This is a genomic window from Novosphingobium sp. PP1Y (genome assembly GCF_000253255.1).
Classification (GTDB): Bacteria; Pseudomonadota; Alphaproteobacteria; order Sphingomonadales; family Sphingomonadaceae; genus Novosphingobium.
On sequence record NC_015580.1, the window covers coordinates 794,094 to 810,784 of the forward strand.

Annotated in this window: 14 protein-coding genes; all 14 read left to right on the forward strand. The window is 65.9% G+C overall.

Annotation, left to right across the window (positions count from 1 at the left end; genetic code table 11):
- Positions 1–5: 5 nt before the first annotated feature.
- Positions 6–1,502, forward strand: coding sequence for a UDP-N-acetylmuramoyl-tripeptide--D-alanyl-D-alanine ligase (murF, locus tag PP1Y_RS09855; RefSeq protein ID WP_013832099.1), 1,497 nt, complete (start codon positions 6–8; stop codon positions 1,500–1,502).
- A 16-nt stretch (positions 1,503–1,518) separates the two neighbouring features.
- Entirely contained in the window at positions 1,519–2,589 is a 1,071-nt protein-coding gene (mraY, locus tag PP1Y_RS09860; RefSeq protein WP_007012066.1) for a phospho-N-acetylmuramoyl-pentapeptide-transferase, read from the forward strand.
- Positions 2,590–2,599: 10 nt separating this feature from the next.
- Positions 2,600–3,934: a UDP-N-acetylmuramoyl-L-alanine--D-glutamate ligase gene (gene murD, locus PP1Y_RS09865; RefSeq protein ID WP_013832100.1), complete on the forward strand. Its 1,335-nt coding sequence runs from the start codon at positions 2,600–2,602 to the stop codon at positions 3,932–3,934.
- Entirely contained in the window at positions 3,934–5,130 is a 1,197-nt protein-coding gene (locus tag PP1Y_RS09870; protein ID WP_013832101.1) for an FtsW/RodA/SpoVE family cell cycle protein, read from the forward strand. Before murD ends, PP1Y_RS09870 begins: the two co-directional genes overlap by 1 nt.
- On the forward strand, positions 5,127–6,311 hold the full coding sequence (murG, locus tag PP1Y_RS09875; RefSeq protein ID WP_013832102.1) for an undecaprenyldiphospho-muramoylpentapeptide beta-N-acetylglucosaminyltransferase: 1,185 nt from the start codon (positions 5,127–5,129) through the stop codon (positions 6,309–6,311). Before PP1Y_RS09870 ends, murG begins: the two co-directional genes overlap by 4 nt.
- A complete protein-coding gene (gene murC / locus PP1Y_RS09880; protein WP_013832103.1) occupies positions 6,308–7,717 on the forward strand; it encodes a UDP-N-acetylmuramate--L-alanine ligase in 1,410 nt (469 codons plus the stop codon). Before murG ends, murC begins: the two co-directional genes overlap by 4 nt.
- Positions 7,714–7,938, forward strand: coding sequence for a hypothetical protein (locus tag PP1Y_RS09885; RefSeq protein ID WP_041558738.1), 225 nt, complete (start codon positions 7,714–7,716; stop codon positions 7,936–7,938). The genes murC and PP1Y_RS09885 overlap by 4 nt, the downstream gene beginning before the upstream one ends.
- Positions 7,938–8,864, forward strand: coding sequence for a UDP-N-acetylmuramate dehydrogenase (gene murB, locus PP1Y_RS09890; RefSeq protein WP_041558739.1), 927 nt, complete (start codon positions 7,938–7,940; stop codon positions 8,862–8,864). Before PP1Y_RS09885 ends, murB begins: the two co-directional genes overlap by 1 nt.
- Positions 8,861–9,832: a D-alanine--D-alanine ligase gene (locus PP1Y_RS09895; RefSeq protein ID WP_083835191.1), complete on the forward strand. Its 972-nt coding sequence runs from the start codon at positions 8,861–8,863 to the stop codon at positions 9,830–9,832. The genes murB and PP1Y_RS09895 overlap by 4 nt, the downstream gene beginning before the upstream one ends.
- Positions 9,829–10,761 (forward strand): cell division protein FtsQ/DivIB, encoded by a 933-nt coding sequence (locus PP1Y_RS09900; protein ID WP_013832105.1) that lies wholly within the window; start codon positions 9,829–9,831, stop codon positions 10,759–10,761. The genes PP1Y_RS09895 and PP1Y_RS09900 overlap by 4 nt, the downstream gene beginning before the upstream one ends.
- Positions 10,761–12,041, forward strand: a complete 1,281-nt coding sequence (gene ftsA / locus PP1Y_RS09905) for a cell division protein FtsA (protein ID WP_013832106.1) — start codon at positions 10,761–10,763, stop codon at positions 12,039–12,041. The genes PP1Y_RS09900 and ftsA overlap by 1 nt, the downstream gene beginning before the upstream one ends.
- 159 nt (positions 12,042–12,200) lie before the next feature.
- Positions 12,201–13,742 (forward strand): cell division protein FtsZ, encoded by a 1,542-nt coding sequence (gene ftsZ / locus PP1Y_RS09910; RefSeq protein ID WP_013832107.1) that lies wholly within the window; start codon positions 12,201–12,203, stop codon positions 13,740–13,742.
- 224 nt (positions 13,743–13,966) lie between these two features.
- Entirely contained in the window at positions 13,967–15,868 is a 1,902-nt protein-coding gene (locus PP1Y_RS09915; protein ID WP_232512600.1) for a lipopolysaccharide assembly protein LapB, read from the forward strand.
- A 196-nt stretch (positions 15,869–16,064) separates the two neighbouring features.
- The gene (locus PP1Y_RS09920) at positions 16,065–16,583 is read left to right on the forward strand and encodes a YbjN domain-containing protein (protein WP_138921304.1); all 519 of its coding nucleotides are present in this window, start codon (positions 16,065–16,067) and stop codon (positions 16,581–16,583) included.
- Positions 16,584–16,691 lie beyond the last annotated feature (108 nt).

Sequence of the window (16,691 nt, forward strand, 5' to 3'; positions counted from 1 at the left end):
AGACGATGAACGCTGTTGCCCGGATTCTCGACTGGCCTGCTGAACTGTCGGATGAGAACCCGTCTGCGCTGTGGGACGCGGTTGCGATCGCGCGCGCGGTCAAGGGCACGGCGAATGCCGAATTCACCGTTTCCGGTGTCGAGATCGACAGCCGCGACGTCCAGCCCGGAGACCTGTTCTTCGCCTTGAAGGGGGAGAGCATGGACGGGCACCGTTTCGTCGAGATGGCCTTTGCCAAGGGCGCTGCAGCCGTCGTCGTCGACCGTCCCGTGGACGGCCCTCACATCCTCGTGAAGGACACGACCGAAGCGCTGGAGAAGCTGGGTGCAGCCGCACGCCAGCGCGCGCGCGGTCCGATCATCGGCGTGACCGGATCGGTCGGCAAGACCGGCGTCAAGGAATCGATTTTCGCGGCTCTCGATCGCTCCAGCCGCGGCGACGCGCATCGCTCGGTCAAGAGCTACAATAACCACGTCGGCGTTCCGCTCAGCCTTGCGCGCATGCCTAGCCGCGCGCGCTTCGGCATCTTCGAGATGGGCATGAACCACGCCGGCGAGATCGCCGCGCTGACCCGGCAGGTGCGCCCGCACGTTGCGGTGATCACCACCATTGCCCCGGCCCACATCGAGATGCTGGGCTCCGAAGAAGCGATTGCCGATGCCAAGGCCGAGATCTTCCAGGGACTGGAGGAAGGCGGCACGGCGGTGATCCCGGCGGACAGCCCGCATTTCCTGCGCCTGCGCGATGCGGCGGTGGCATGTGGGGCGAAAGTGGTGTCGTTCGGCAAGGCCGCCGATGCCGACGTTCGCCTTCTTGATACCGTTTCGGCCATCGGCGGCGGTTCGCTGGTAACGGTGGACATGGGCGACCGCCGCGTCTGCTACACCGTCGCTGCCCCGGGCGAACACTGGGTAATGAATTCGCTTGCCGTCATGGCGGCAGTACGCGCGGTCAAGGGAGACCTTGGCGCAGCTGGCGTGGCGCTCGCCGAAATGGGCGGCCTTCCGGGCCGCGGTGCGCGCGTCGAGATCGACGTTCCGGGCGGCGAGGCCGACGACGAAGGCCAACGCAAGGCGCTGCTGATCGACGAGAGCTACAACGCCAATCCGGCCTCGATGCGCGCGACGCTGGCCCAGCTCGGCCGCACTCCGGCGCGTCGCCGGATCGCCGTGCTCGGTGCGATGAAGGAGCTGGGCAGCCACGGGCCTGACTATCATGCCGCCCTGGCCGAACCGATCCGCGAGGCGGGCGTCGACTACGCCGTGCTCGTCGGAGAGGAAATGGCGCCGCTCGCCAAGGTCCTCGACGAAGGGGAATTGGGGAAATCGGAAGGCGCGAAACTTGGCAAAACCGTGGCTTTCGCGCATTGCGGCAGTGTAGGGGAAGCTGTCGATGCCTTGCGCGCATTCGGACTTGAGCGGGATGATGCAATCCTTGTCAAAGGTTCGAATTCGGTGGGCCTCGCTTCCCTCGTGACCGCGCTCAGCAAGCAGGAAGGGTAGGGGTTCACCCCGCAAGATGCTGTATCTTTTCGCAGAATGGTTTCATTTCGAAGGGCTGGCCAACCTCTTTCGCTACCAGTCGTTCCGCTCCGGCGCCGCGCTGATGACGGCTCTCGTCATCGGTCTGATCATCGGGCCGAAGTTCATCAACATGCTGCGAATCCGCCAGGGCAAGGGCCAGCCGATCCGTGAGGACGGCCCGCAATCTCACCTCGCCAAGCGCGGCACGCCCACGATGGGCGGGCTGATGATCCTGATCGCGGTGATCGTGTCGATGCTGCTGTACATGGACATGTCCAACCCCTTCGTCTGGGCCTGCGTGGCCGTGACGGTGGGTTTCGGCGCCATCGGTTTCATGGACGACTACGACAAGGTGTCGAAGAGCAGCCACAAGGGCGTGCCCGGACGAGTGCGCCTGGCGATGGAATTCGTGGTCGCGGGCATTGCCGCCTACATCATCGTCAGCCAGCTCAACACCAACCTCTATGTGCCGTTCCTTTCGGGTCGCTATATTCCGCTGGGGCCGTTCTACTACGTTTTCGCTGCATTCGTGATCGTCGGTGCCGGCAATGCCGTGAACCTGACGGACGGGCTCGACGGCCTTGCGACGATGCCGGTGATCATCGCTGCAGGCACCTTCGCGATCATCTGCTATCTCGCGGGCCGCGTCGACTATGCGACCTACCTCGGCATTCCCCACGTGCCGCGCGCCGGTGAACTGGCGATCTTCTGCGCCGGTATCATGGGGGCAGGGCTGGCCTTCCTGTGGTTCAACGCCCCGCCGGCGGCCGTCTTCATGGGCGACACCGGCAGTCTGGCACTTGGCGGCGCGCTGGGCGCCATCGCCGTGGCCGCTCATCACGAGATCGTGCTGGCCGTCGTCGGCGGCCTGTTCGTCCTCGAAGCGGCCTCGGTGATCATCCAGGTCTTCTGGTTCAAGCGGACCGGAAGGCGCGTGTTCCGCATGGCGCCGATCCACCACCACTTCGAACAGAAGGGGTGGAAGGAATCGACGGTCGTGATCCGCTTCTGGATCATCTCGATCGTGCTTGCCGTAATCGGCCTGTCCACGCTGAAGCTGCGATAAGGGGACAGGCGTGATCGTCTCCCCCGCCTTTGCCGGTAAACGATACGCGGTCCTCGGGCTTGCCCGCTCGGGGATGACCGCTGTCGAGACCTTGCTGGCCAGCGGGGCGCACGTCATGGCCTGGGACAACCGCGACGAGCCCCGGCAGGCCCTGGCTGGCCGCGTCGAACTGGCCGACCCGGTGACGGCGGACATTTCCGGCTACGACGGCGTGGTCGTCTCGCCCGGAATCCCGCTGAACCGCCATCCCATCGCTTCTGCCGCGCAGCGCGCCGGAGTGCCGGTGATCGGCGACATCGAGCTTTTCGCGCTGGCGCGGCCCAGCCTGCCTGCCCATCGCGTGGTTGGCATAACCGGCACCAACGGCAAGTCGACGACCACTTCGCTGGTTCATCACCTGCTCGAAAAGGCCGGCGTGCCCGCGCGCATGGGCGGCAATATCGGCGTGCCCATTCTCGGTACCGATCCGCTTCCCGAAGGGGGCGTCTATGTGCTGGAGCTTTCGAGCTACCAGATCGATCTGACGCGCAGCCTTGACTGCGACGTGGCCGCGCTGCTCAACATCACGCCCGACCACCTCGATCGCTATGACGGCTTTGCGGCCTATGCGGCGTCCAAGGCCAGGCTCTTCACGATGCAGGGGGCCGAGCATGACGCGGTCTTCGGCAGCGGCGATGCGGAAACCGCCGCCATCGCCAGCACCGAGGCGAACAGGCGCGGTCTCGATCACGTCCGCATCGTCGATGGCGCCAAGCTCACGACGCTGCAGAAGAAGTGGCCCTCGCTGCAGGGGCCGCACAACCTGCAGAATGCGGCCGTCGCCGTGGCCATCGTCGAGGCGCTCGGCATCAAGCCCGAGCAGTGGAAGCGCGCCATGCGCAATTTCCGCGGACTGCCGCACCGCATGGAGCGCGTGGCCGAGGCTGACGGTGTCTTTTATATCAACGACAGCAAGGCGACGAACCCGGCTTCGGCCGCTCCGGCGCTGGCTGCATTCCCGCCCGACCCAGAGCCGCGCATCCACTGGATCGTCGGCGGTCTGCCCAAGGGCGATGACCTTGACGAGTGCGCACCCTATTTCGGCAACCTCGCGGCGGCATACACGATCGGCGATGCCGGGCCGCGGTTTGCCGAGATCCTTGCGCCCTACACGCAGGTCCACCGCAGCGAGATGATGGCCGAGGCGATTCGCGAGGCAATGGCGGCGGCCAGGCCGGGCGATGTGGTGATGCTGTCCCCGGCCTGCGCCAGTTTCGACCAGTTCCGCGACTACGAGGCGCGCGGCGAGGTTTTCCGCCAGATCGTCGAGGCGCTGCTTGCGCCCGAGGAAGAGGAGGACGCCTGATGGCGACCGCCGCTACCGGCTCCAGTTCGCGCGCCGCCCGCTACAACCGCAATCGCCGCAGCGAACTGGCGATATGGTGGCAGGAAATCGACCGTGCGGTGCTGGCCATCGTGCTGATCCTCATGGGCATCGGCGCGGTCGCCGTCGCGGCCGGTTCGCCAGCCAGCGCCAAGCGGCTGTCGACGGCGCATGAGCGGCTGCCGGAACTGCACTTCTTCTACCTGCACATGCGCTGGCAGCTGATCGGCCTTGCCGCGATGTTCTGGGCCTCGACCCGGACCAAGGACAGTGCTCGGCGCATCGGCATCCTGATGGCGGGGGCCATGCTCTTCCTGCTGGTACTGGTGCCTTTCGTCGGTTCCGAAGTGAACGGTGCGCGGCGCTGGATCCGTCTCGGTGTCTCGATCCAGCCGTCCGAGTTCCTCAAGTGCGGCTACCCGATCCTGCTTGCCTGGATTCTCTCCTGGCGAGCGCGCGATCCGAACATTCCCGTCGTCGGGATCTGTTTTGCAGTCATGGCGCTGCTGGGCGCATTGCTCATGGCCCAGCCCGACTTCGGCTCGACCATGCTGTTCGGCGGGACCTTCTTCGTGCTGATCCTGCTGTCGGGCATTCCGCTCAAGCGCATCGGCATGTTCGCGGGCGCGGGCTTGGTGGGCATCGTCCTGATGTACTTCACCTATGAGAACGGCCGCAATCGCATCGACAACTTCCTGTTCGGCGGCACCGCCTTCGACCAGGTCGACCTGGCCGAACGCACCCTGCTGAACGGAGGCTGGTCGGGACTGGGCTTCTGGATGGGCACGCGCAAGTTCGCGCTGCCCGAGGCGCACACCGACTACATCTTCTCGGTCATCGGCGAGGAATTCGGACTGATCGCCTGCATCGTGATCGTCCTGCTCTACCTTGCGGTGCTGACCCGCATCCTGCTGCGCCTCGTCGACGAGGAAGATCTCTTCACCGTGCTGGCCGCCTCGGGCCTTGCTGCGCAGTTCGGCGGGCAGGCCTTCATCAATATCCTCGTCAATCTGCAGCTTTTCCCTTCGAAGGGCATGACCCTGCCGCTGATCAGTTACGGTGGTTCCTCCACCGTCGCAGTGTGTCTTGCCATGGGGCTGCTACTGGCGATTACGCGGCGAAATCCGTACATCAAGCGTGAACGCTTTTCGCTTCGCGCCATCGGAGACAATTCATGAGTCAGGTCAGCCGCCACTACGTTCTCGCCGCGGGCGGGACGGGCGGACACCTCATTCCCGCATTCGCGCTTGCCGCCGAGCTGGACCGGCGCGGGCACCACGTGGCGCTCATCACCGACGAGCGGGGCGCGGCGATTCCCGGAAAACCCGATTTCCTGCCTGCCCATGTGCTGCCGCCCGGCCGCATTGCCGGTAAGAATCCGGTCAACTGGCTCAAGGGCGCGCGCGGCATCCTCGATGGCCGCCAGATGGCGCTGCGCCTGTTCGACAGCTTCGAGCCTTCGGCCGTCGTCGGCTTCGGCGGCTATCCGGCCATGCCCACGTTGCTTGCCGCCACGGCTGCCAAGATCCCAACCGTCCTGCACGAGCAGAACGCCGTGCTGGGCCGCGTGAACCGCTACTTCGCGGGCAAGGTCGATGCCATCGCCACGTCCTGCGAGGAAGTCGACCGGCTCGATCCCAGGCATGCCGGGAAGGTGACGCTCGTCGGCAATCCGGTGCGCAGCGAAGTGCTCACGCTTCGCGACGAGCCGTTCCCGGATTTCACCGAAGACAGCCTTTTCCGCATTCTCGTGACCGGCGGCAGCCAGGGCGCGCGCGTGCTGTCGCAGGTCGTGCCCGATGGCCTTGCCATGCTGCCGCCCGCGCTGCGCTCGCGCCTGCAGGTGATCCAGCAGTGCCGTCCGGAGGATATCGAGGCGGTGCGTGAACGCTATGCCAGCCACGGCATTCCCGCCGAACTGGCAACCTATTTCGAGGACATGGACGAGCGTCTGGCCTCGGCCCACTTGTTCATCGGCCGCGCCGGTGCCTCGACCATCGCGGAGCTGACGGCTGTCGGCCGTCCTGCCATCCTCATTCCCCTGCCGATCGCGACTGACGATCACCAGGCCGCCAACACGCGCGAGATCGTCTCCGCAGGCGGAGCCCGTTCGATCCGGCAGGAAGGCTTCACCGGCGCCACGCTTGCCAAGCAGATCCAGGCGATGGCCCAGCATCCCGAGACCCTCGCCAATGCCGCCCACGCGGCGTGGAACTGCGGCTATCCCAATGCCGCGCGCGATCTGGCCGATCTCGTCGAGAGCTTCGGCGCTGCCCCGATCATGGACGTGATCCGCATGGACAGGAAGGTTGCGCCCGCCAACGGCAGCGAGGCACTGGCCCGGGAGCCCGCGCTGTGAGGGGCGTCGGCACGGATATCGGCACGATTCACTTCGTGGGCATCGGCGGCATCGGCATGTCCGGCATTGCCGAAGTCATGCACAACCTCGGTTATTCGGTGCAGGGCTCCGACATTGCCGAGGGCTATGTCATCGACGGGCTGCGCAAGCGCGGCATCAAGGTGATGATCGGTCATGCGGGCGAGAACGTCGCCGGGGCCGCAGTCGTCGTTACGTCCACGGCGGTTAAGCGCGACAATCCCGAAGTGGTCTATGCGCTGGAACACCGCATTCCCGTGGTGCGCCGCGCTGAGATGCTGGCCGAGCTGATGCGGCTCAAGAACACCGTGGCCGTGGCCGGCACCCACGGCAAGACGACGACGACCTCGATGGTCGCGGCGCTGCTCGACGCGGGCGGCATCGATCCCACCGTGATCAACGGTGGTATCATCAATTCCTACGGTTCTAATGCCCGGCTCGGCGCGTCGGACTGGATGGTGGTGGAAGCCGATGAAAGCGACGGCTCGTTCCTGCGCCTCGACGGCACGCTCGCCGTCGTCACCAACATCGATCCCGAGCACCTCGACCATTACGGCTCGTTCGAGCGCGTGAAGGAAGCCTTCGTCGAGTTCATCGAGAACGTGCCGTTCTACGGCGCGGCCCTGCTGTGCATCGATCATCCCGAAGTGCAGGGCGTGATCTCCAAGGTCCGGGACCGCCGCGTCGTGACTTACGGCTTCTCCGCACAGGCGGACATCCGCGGCGAGAACGTGACGCCTTTCCCGGGTGGCAACCGCTTCGATGTCGCTCTGCGCCAGCGCGACGGCTCGTTCCGCCGGATCGAGGGGATCGAACTGCCGATGCCCGGTCGGCACAATGTCCAGAACGCACTGGCAGCGGTTGGCGTCGCGGTCGAGATGGGCTGCTCGGACGAGTGCATCAAAGGCGGCTTCGCCAAGTTCGGCGGGGTCAAGCGCCGTTTCACCAAGGTGGGCGAAGTTGATGGGGTCGCCATCATCGACGACTACGGCCATCACCCGGTCGAGATCCGCGCCGTGCTGGCCGCCGCGCGCGAGGGCGTGAAGGGGCGGGTCATCGCCGTCGTGCAGCCGCACCGCTTCACGCGCCTGCGCGATCACATGGACGAGTTCCAGACTGCCTTCAACGATGCCGACGTGGTCTATGCCAGCCCGGTCTATCCTGCCGGCGAGCAGCCGATCGAGGGCGTCGACAGCGCTGCCATGGTCGAGGGCATGAAGTCGCGCGGGCACCGTTCGGCGCAGGTCATCGCGGGTCCGGGTGAACTGGCCGATACGCTGGCCGCCTCGGTCCAGCCCGGCGACATGGTCGTGTGCCTGGGGGCCGGCGACATCACCAAGTGGGCCGCGGGCCTTGCCGACGAGATCCGTTCGCGGAGGACGGCGTGAACCTGTTCAACCCTCTCGATTGGCTGGAGCTCGTCTCCGAGTCTCATCGCCGCCACATCGAAGCCCTGCAGAAGTACGTCGAGGCGAGCCAGGCCTCGATCGATCCGGCACGCAAGGAAGAGGCAGGCGAACTGCTCGGCGAAGCCAACGAGAAGGCGCGCGAGGCGGCCGAGGGGCTGGCACGTGCGCAGTGGGCGTGGCTCGGGATGTGGCGGTTCTGATGGAAGCCCTGTTTCCCTCCGTTTCCGGCAAGCTGACTGCCAATGCCCCGCTGGCTCCGCTCGTCTGGTTCAAGTCCGGCGGCGTTGCCGAGTGGCTTTTCGAACCCAGGGACATTGCCGATCTGCAGGCCTTCTTGCGCGAACTCGATCCCGCGGTGCCGATCATGGCGCTGGGCCTGGGTTCGAACATGATCGTGCGCGACGGCGGCGTGCCGGGCGTGGTGGTGCGTCTGGGCAAGCCTTTCGCAAGGGTCGCGCGGGTTGATGCCGTGACGCTGGACTGCGGGGGCGGGGCCTCGGGCATCCTCGTGTCCTCGACCGCGCGCGACAACGGCATTTCCGGCGTTGAATTCCTGCGCTCGATCCCCGGAACGGTCGGGGGCTTCGTGCGCATGAATGGCGGCGCCTATGGCGGGGAGGTCAAGGACATTCTCGTCGATTGCGACGTCGTCCTGCGTTCGGGTGAACTGGTGACGCTGCAAAACGCCGATCTCGGCTATACCTATCGCCATTCGGAATTGCCTGAGGGCGCCATTGTCGTGGCCTCACGCTTCAAGGGACGCCCCGGCGACCCCGTGGCGATCCAGGCGGAGATGGACCGGATCTCGGCCAGCCGCGAGGCCAGCCAGCCGCTGCGCTCCAAGACCGGCGGTTCGACGTTCAAGAACCCCGAGGGGCACAAGGCCTGGCAGCTCGTCGATCAGGCCGGATGCCGGGGACTGCAGGTCGGCGGCGCGCAGGTCAGCGAGAAGCATACCAATTTCCTGATCAATACCGGCGGCGCGACAAGCGCCGATATCGAGGCCTTGGGTGAGGAAGTGCGCCGCAGGGTCCGGGAAAACTCGGGCGTCGAGCTCGAATGGGAAATCCAGCGCGTCGGCACGCCTGCCGACGGGCCCAACACACAGCAAGCAGGTACACAGTGAGCCTTCCCAAACTTCATGTCGCGGTCCTGATGGGCGGTTGGTCGCATGAGCGGTCGGTTTCGCTGATGAGCGGGGAAGGCGTGGCCAAGGCGCTGGAGTCCAAGGGCCACAAGGTCACCCGAATCGACATGGACCGTAATGTCGCGCTGCGCCTGTCGGAAGCCGCGCCCGACGTCGTGTTCAATGCGCTGCACGGTGCTCCGGGCGAAGATGGCACGGTTCAGGGCATGATGGACCTGATGGGCCTTACCTATACCCATTCCGGCCTCGCAACGTCGGTCATCGCCATCGACAAGGAACTGACCAAGCAGGCGCTCGTCCCCCATGGCATTCCGATGCCGGGCGGGCGCATCGTGGCCTCCGAAGATCTCTACGCCGGCGATCCGCTGCCGCGCCCTTATGTCCTCAAGCCGGTTAACGAAGGCTCGTCCGTCGGCGTTGCGATCGTCATGGACGCGAGCAACTACGGCAATCCGATCCGCCGCGATGCAGCCGGGCCGTGGCAGGAATTCGATCACCTGCTGGCCGAGCCCTACATCCGCGGCCGCGAACTGACGACGGCAGTGATCGGCGACCGTGCGCTGCTGGTGACGGAACTGAAGCCGAAGTCCGGTTTTTACGACTTCGATTCCAAGTACACCGACGGCTTGACCGAGCATGTCTGCCCGGCTGAAATCCCGGACGAGATTGCCCAGGCCTGCAAGGACCTAGCCCTGCGCGCGCACCGCCTGCTCGGCTGCAAGGGCACCAGCCGCTCGGATTTCCGCTGGGACGATACGCAGGGCGTGGAAGGGCTGTTCCTGCTGGAAACCAACACCCAACCCGGCATGACGCCGCTCAGCCTCGTGCCCGAGCAGGCCCGGGCCTGCGGCATGGAATATGCCGACCTCGTCGAGGCGATCATCGCCGAGGCGCTGGAGGACGCGCGGTCGAAACAAGCTGCGGGGGCAGTGAAGGGGGCTGAATGAGCCAGACGATCCGGCGCAAGTCGAAGAGCGCGAGGAAGTCCGCCGCAAGGCAGGGCACCAAGGCCAAGGTCCGGCAGGCCCGGGCGACGACCGGATCGGCGATGGACGTCGCGATGAGCTGGCTGCCGTTCTCGGAAGACCAGCTTCACCGCATCTTCCTCTTCGCGATCCTTGCAGGCGCAGGCGTTCTGGCCTGGCTGGCCGCCAGTGCCGCGGGCCTTCCCGCGCTGGTCGGCGACCAGGTGGCCCAGGTCGCCGCGCATTCGGGCTTCGAGGTCAAGACCGTGGTCGTGCGCGGGGCGCAGAACATCAACAAGCTCAAGGTCTATGAAAAGGCCTTGGCCGAACGCAACCGGGCGATGCCCGACGTCGATCTCGAAGGGCTGCGCAGCGAACTTCTCGAACTTTCTTGGATCAAGGACGCGCGGGTATCGCGCCAGTTGCCCGATACGCTGGTGATCGACATCGTCGAGCGCGAGCCGCACGCGGTGCTGCGCAAGGCCGACCGCTTCGTCCTGATCGACGAATCCGGGCATGAGCTGGAGGCGATCAGCCGCAAGGATGCGCAGGGGCGGCTTATCGTCTCGGGCTTCGGCGCCGGGCAGCAGGTGACCCAGCTCGCCCACCTTCTCGAAGCTGCACCCGCGCTCAAGCCGCGTGTGCGCGAGGCGGAGTGGATCGGCAATCGCCGCTGGAATCTCACGTTCAAGACCGGGCAGGTGCTCGCGCTTCCCGAGGGCGACAAGCCTTCGGCCAACGCGCTGGTCACCTTCGCCCGGCTCGACGGGACCAACCGCCTGCTGGGCGGCAAGGTTACCGCATTCGACATGCGGGCACGCGATCGCATCTATCTGCGTGTGCCCGACGAGGAAGGCAGGGAACTCGCGCTCAAGGCGGGCGCGGTTCCGCACAGTGTGGAGGCAGACTGATGGCAGGCCCGCGCATCACCCGCGTCTTCGGCGCGGTCAATATCGGTTCCTTCCGCATTTCCGCGATTGTCGCGGGCATTTCGGAAACCGGCGACATGATTGTCCTGGGCTCCGGGCACCGCGCCAGCCAGGGCATCAAGCGCGGCTACGTGACCGACATGACGGCGGCGACTTATGCCGTGCGCGATGCCATCGACCGGGCCGAGCGCATGGCCAACACTTCGGTCCAGAAAGTCTGGATCGGCTGCTCGGGAGCCGGGCTCGCCAGCCGTATCGACCAGTTCGACGCCGAAATCGGCGGCCGCCGGATCGAGCAGGAAGACATCGACCAGCTGCTCGTCAGTGCGCGCGACGTGATCCAGCCCGACGGGCGCATGGTCCTGCACGCGCAGCCGGCGCAGTACCGGCTCGATGGCGCACACGGTGTCATCGATCCCAAGGGCCTCCATGCCGAGCGCCTCGGTGTCGACATTCACGTCATGCTGGCCGACGGTGCACCGATCCGCAACCTCACCGAGGCGGTCCAGAGCGCGCACCTCGAGGTCGAGGCCGTGGTCGGTTCACCGATTGCGGCGGGCCAGGCCTGCCTCTCGCCCGAAGAGCGCGATCTGGGCGTTGCGCTGGTCGAATTCGGGGCGGAGGTCACCAATGTCGCGATCTATTCGGGCGGAATGCTGACCGACATGATCCCGATTCCGATGGGCTCGGCCGATATCACCGATGCGATAGCCTCGGCCTTCGGCATCCGTCGCTTCCAGGCGGAGCGCCTGAAGTGCGTCAACGGTTCGGCCATCGCAAGTCCGACCGACCATCGCGAGATGATCCCGGTCAATGCCCCGGGTGAGGAGGGCGTGGGCCCCATCGCCCGCCATGCCGACGAGAAGAACCGCATCCCGCGCGCCGAGCTGATCGGCGTGATTACCGGTCAGCTCGGCGCATTGATGGAAGAAGTCAGCAAGGCCCTGAAAGCCATGCGCTTCAGCGGCCAGCGCGGACAGCAGGTGGTGTTCACGGGAGGCGGTGCGGAGCTGGTCGGGCTTGCCGATTTTGCCCAGGCCGCACTGGGCAAACCGGTACGGATCGGCCGCGTCCCGCAGCTTGCCGGTTTGGCCGAAGCCCATGTAAAGCCGGGGTTTTCAACCTTGGCCGGTCTTGTGTTATACGCCGCCGACGACCCGGTGGACATCCGTAGTCTCGGAAAGAGCCACCAGAAGACCGTTAAGTACAGTGGGCTTGGTGTGGTCGGTCGCGTCGTCAGTGCCTTGAAGGAATATTTCTGAGGCGGCCGCGCGCCTTGCATTCGCGTCGGAGCAATTCGACGCATCTTGCACTGCAGCGGCTGTGGACAAAGGTTAAGAGCGCTTTGCGTGGACGAGTCGAAGCGTGCAATCAGGCTAGTCAAAGTGATTTCTTCGCGCACGTGCCTGCAGGAGAGCGAAATGAGCATTAACATTGGACCGCCGGCGATCGACGAACTTCGCCCGCGGATTGTCGTAATCGGTGTCGGCGGGGCCGGTGGCAACGCTATTGCCAACATGATCGAGGCCCAGATCGAGGGCGTCGATTTCGTGGTGGCCAATACCGATGCGCAGGCCCTGAACAATTCCATCGCCGAAACCCGCGTGCAGCTGGGGCCGGACATCACCCAGGGCCTCGGTGCCGGTTCGCGCCCCGAAGTGGGACGCGCCGCAGCCGAGGAGACGCTCGAGGAAATCGATCGTCTGCTGGACGGCGTCCACATGGTCTTCATCGCTGCGGGCATGGGCGGCGGCACCGGCACGGGTGCCGCTCCGATCATCGCGCAGGCCGCGCGTGAAAAGGGCGTCCTGACTGTCGGCGTGGTGACCAAGCCCTTCATGTTCGAAGGCACGCGTCGCATGCGTTCGGCCGAAGCGGGCATCGAAGAGCTGCAGAAGCACGTCGATACCCTGATCGTCATACCGAACCAGAACCTGTTCCTCGTCGCCAAGGCGGAGACGACCTTCAAGGAAGCGTTCTCGCTTGCCGACGAAGTGCTGCAGCAGGGCGTGCGTTCGATCACCGACCTCATGGTCATGCCGGGCCTGATCAACCTCGACTTTGCCGACGTGCGTTCGGTCATGGGCGAGATGGGCAAGGCGATGATGGGCACGGGCGAGGGTGAAGGTCCGAACCGTGCGCTCGAGGCGGCCGAGCAGGCGATTGCCAACCCGCTGCTCGACGGCGTGTCGATGCAGGGCGCCAAGGGCGTCATCATCTCGATCATCGGCGGCGACGACATGAAGCTGCTCGAAGTCGACGAGGCGGCCAACCATATCCGCGAACTGGTCGATCCCGACGCTAACATCATCTGGGGTTCGGCGTTCAACCCGGACCTGCAGGGCAAGATCCGGGTCTCGGTCGTCGCCACCGGCATCGAGCAGACCGCCGAGCAGGCCGAAGTGGCTTCGCGTCCGATGAGCCTGGGTGCCTCGCGCGGCCCGGTTCGTCCGGCCGTTGCCCGTCCGGTCGCCGTCGAAGCGCCCGGCGAGCCCGAACCGCTTGAACTGGGCGAGCCGGCGCCTGCGCCGCAGGCCGAACCGGTCGCCGCCGCGCCCGAGCCGGAGTCGTTCGACGAGCTCGAGCTCGGTGCGAGCGAGGAGATCGAGGGCGCAGATGAGCAGAAGGAAGCCGCTTCGGGCAGCTATGCCAGTCTTTCCGGGTTGCGCACGCCGCGCAAGGAGCCGCTGGATCTTGGCGCTGAAGCCGAAGCCTCCGAGCCGGCGCGCAATCAGGACGAACTGATGCTCGACGGCGGGCAGGCGGCACCAGCACCTTCGCCCACGCCGATCCCGCGTCGCCCCGCACCCGCCCAGCCGGCATCCGGCGGCGGCAGCACCCTGTTCGAGCGTATGACCAGCCTGTCCCGTCCCAAGTCGGCAGCCAGCGCGCAGTCGGACGAGGAAGAGGATAGCGCCTCGATCAGCATTCCGCGCTTCCTCGGGCGCCAGAACAACCAGTAACGGACACAAGGCCAGGGGCGGTGACTGCAGTTGCCGCCTCTGCTTCTTGCGCCATTCCCGGCACCGTCTGGCGCTCTGCGCGATTGTGTCGGCGGTCCGTTCGCTGCAGGTTAATCGACGGGACGGCATAGGACGGCCCGGCTTTTCATTTGACGGCGCATAAGCACGCTATTCGACAGTGCGCGAACGCGTTTCTTGCCGTCGCGATAGAGGTATTCAGGATCTTGCGGTTTGAGCTGAGGGTTTCGCGGTTCCTGGCAGGCGTGGGCCTCGCCGCTTTCTCGTTTGTCCCCGCCGCAGCATCGGCCCAGAGTGTCCCGGTCGTTTCACGGCCCATCGTCCAGGCGATCCCCAGCGTCGATCCCCAGAAGCTCAGCGATGCGCTGACCCGGCTCGGCCGTGACCCGCGCGACGTCAACGCGCTGATGGATGCCGCCGATGCCGCGCGCGCGCTGGGTGACTATGACGCCTCGATCGGCTTCTATCGCCGCGCGGAAGACCTTTCTCCGAACAATGCCCGGATCAAGTCGGGCCTGGCGAGCGCGCTGGTCCTGAGCGGCGATCCGGTCGCGGCTATTCCGGTCTTTGCCGAGGCAGAGCGGGCAGGGGCCAGAGCCAGCGACATCGCCTCCGACCGCGGCCTTGCTTTTGACCTCGTCGGCGACAATGCGACGGCCCAGCGCTACTACATCGGCGCGCTCAATGGTTCGGGCGACGACGAGGCGCGGCTGCGCTATGCCGTCAGCCAGGCCATCGCGGGCGACGTCGAGGCGGCGCAGCAGACGTTGATGCCGTTGCTGCGCAAGCAGGACAAGCCGGGTTGGCGCACCCGTGCCTTCACGCTGGCAATCGTCGGCGACACCAAGGAGGCGGTCGACCTTGCGAACCGTATCCTGCCTGCGCCACTGGCACAGAACGTGGCGCCGTACTTGCGCTACATGCCGCGCCTGACCAAGGCCCAGCAGGCTGCGGCGGCCAACCTCGGAAAATTCCCTAAGGCATCGGAAATCGGCCGCGACGATCCGCGCATCGCTTCCTACAAACCGGTGCAGCTGGCTGCCGCGATGCCAGCCGCCGCCATGGCGCAGGCGCCAGCCTATTCGGACAAGGCGAGCCGGCAGAAGGCCGCCAAAGCAAAGGCCGAACAGGTCAGGCGCGAGGCCGAAGTCAACGAGAACCGGCGCAAGGCCGCGCTCGCCTCGGCCTCGGCGGACCGCGTTGCGCCGCCGGATCCCAAACCGGCGATCGAGCGCGAAATGGGTGAGTTGCCGCCGCGCGATGCCAATGGCGAACTGCCGCCGGTGAACGCGGGTTCGGCACGTCAGGCGGCAACAGCAGCAAGCATGGCCCGCGCCGCGCCCACTCCGGCACCCACTCCTGCACCGGTTCGTGCGTCCGCTGAGGCACCTGCACCGGCACCCGTGACCACGCCGCCCCCGCGCCCCGCGCAGGCCGCATCAGCCACGAGCGCGATGCCGGCGTCGCCATCGCCCGCTGCGTCTGCGCCGCCGCGGCCTGCGGCTTCGACGTCGGGCAACTTCGATTTGGCCAGGATCGGCGGTTCGGCATCGCCACCGCCGCCTGCCAGTCCTTCGTCTGTGCCCGTCGTTGCCACTTCCGCTTCGTCCCTGACATCCAGACCAGAGGCGGAAGCGCCGCCTGAGCCGGGGCCAAGCCAGCTTTCGCTTTCGGAGATCTTCGCCGATCTGGGCAAGCCTACGGCGCAGGCCATGCCCGCCTCCGGCGCAGTCGATATCCGCAAGATCATTCCGGCCAAGCCCAAGCCCAAGGAAGAGCCGAAGCCTGCTCCCAAGCCGGAGAAGCCGGCGCCGCCGCCTCCGCCGGCGCATCCGAGCCGGATCTGGGTGCAGATCGGCGTCGGCCGCGACAAGAGCGCCATCGCCTTCGACTGGCGGCGCCATCTGCGTGAGACGCCGGAGCTGTTCAAGGGGCGCAAGCCTTATGTCAGCGAAATGGGCCGGACCAACCGCATCCTCGTCGGTCCGTTCGAGACCAGCAAGGCGGCGAACGAGTTCGCTGCCGATGTCCGCAAGGCAGACGTCGCGAATGCCTTGCCCTGGACGAGTCCGGCAGGCCAGGTCGTGGACGAATTGCCGGCCAAGTGATGGTGTTCGGGGTAAACTAAACACCGATCAGGCGAAGTAATTTTCCGGATGGTTGGTAGCTGCCGTTAATCTTCGGTTTAGCCTTATCCACATCATGTAAACAGGCTTGTGCAGTTTTGCGCAGGCGTTTCGGTCTCCCGCATTGTGCTGCCCCGGGCAAGCAAGACATCCATGCTCCAGATATCTCGGAGGATGAATGTCAGGATTTATGAGAACGGTGCAGGACGAGATGGGCAGTGAGGACGAAGCCGCTCCGGTGGAGATGCTCGCCTGCCTTTTCGAAGCCCGCGACTGGCCATTCGAACACACCTCCGACGACGAGATCTCGGCGGAAGTGAAAGGGAGCTGGGCGACCTACCAGATCCAGGCGGTCTGGCGCCGCGAGGACCGGGTGCTCCAGCTCCTGTGCCTGCCCGACATCCGGGTGACCGATGCCAAGCGCGCAGCGGTTTACGAGGCACTGGCGATGATCAACGAACAGCTTTGGGTCGGCCATTTCGATGTCTGGTCCAACGGCAGCGTCGTGCTCTACCGCCACGGCCTGATGCTGGGCGAGGACGGCCTGCTCGGCCCCGGGCAGGCGCAGATGGTGGTCGAGGCGGCGATCGAGGAGTGCGATCGCTTCTACCCGGTCTTCCAGTTCATCCTGTGGGGCGACAAGACCCCCTCCGAAGCGCTTGCGGCAGCGCTCGTCGACGCGGCCGGAGAAGCCTGATCGGTTGATAACGGCGGATCGGGATGGTCCGCTTGAAAACCGCGCTTTGGGCCTTGGCAGGAATTGGGAGCGCGCCTAGTTGAAGCGGCAATTCAAGCCGTTCCCTAC

Bases quoted from the DNA above. Each gene is read 5' to 3' on its own strand.
- PP1Y_RS09920 (WP_138921304.1), top strand. From the start codon at position 16,065: ATGTCAGGATTTATGAGAACGGTGCAGGACGAGATGGGCAGTGAGGAC.
- PP1Y_RS09870 (WP_013832101.1), top strand. From the start codon at position 3,934: ATGGCGACCGCCGCTACCGGCTCCAGTTCGCGCGCCGCCCGCTACAAC.
- ftsA (WP_013832106.1), top strand. From the start codon at position 10,761: ATGGCAGGCCCGCGCATCACCCGCGTCTTCGGCGCGGTCAATATCGGT.
- PP1Y_RS09900 (WP_013832105.1), top strand. From the start codon at position 9,829: ATGAGCCAGACGATCCGGCGCAAGTCGAAGAGCGCGAGGAAGTCCGCC.
- murB (WP_041558739.1), top strand. From the start codon at position 7,938: ATGGAAGCCCTGTTTCCCTCCGTTTCCGGCAAGCTGACTGCCAATGCC.
- mraY (WP_007012066.1), top strand. From the start codon at position 1,519: ATGCTGTATCTTTTCGCAGAATGGTTTCATTTCGAAGGGCTGGCCAAC.
- ftsZ (WP_013832107.1), top strand. From the start codon at position 12,201: ATGAGCATTAACATTGGACCGCCGGCGATCGACGAACTTCGCCCGCGG.
- murG (WP_013832102.1), top strand. From the start codon at position 5,127: ATGAGTCAGGTCAGCCGCCACTACGTTCTCGCCGCGGGCGGGACGGGC.
- murF (WP_013832099.1), top strand. From the start codon at position 6: ATGAACGCTGTTGCCCGGATTCTCGACTGGCCTGCTGAACTGTCGGAT.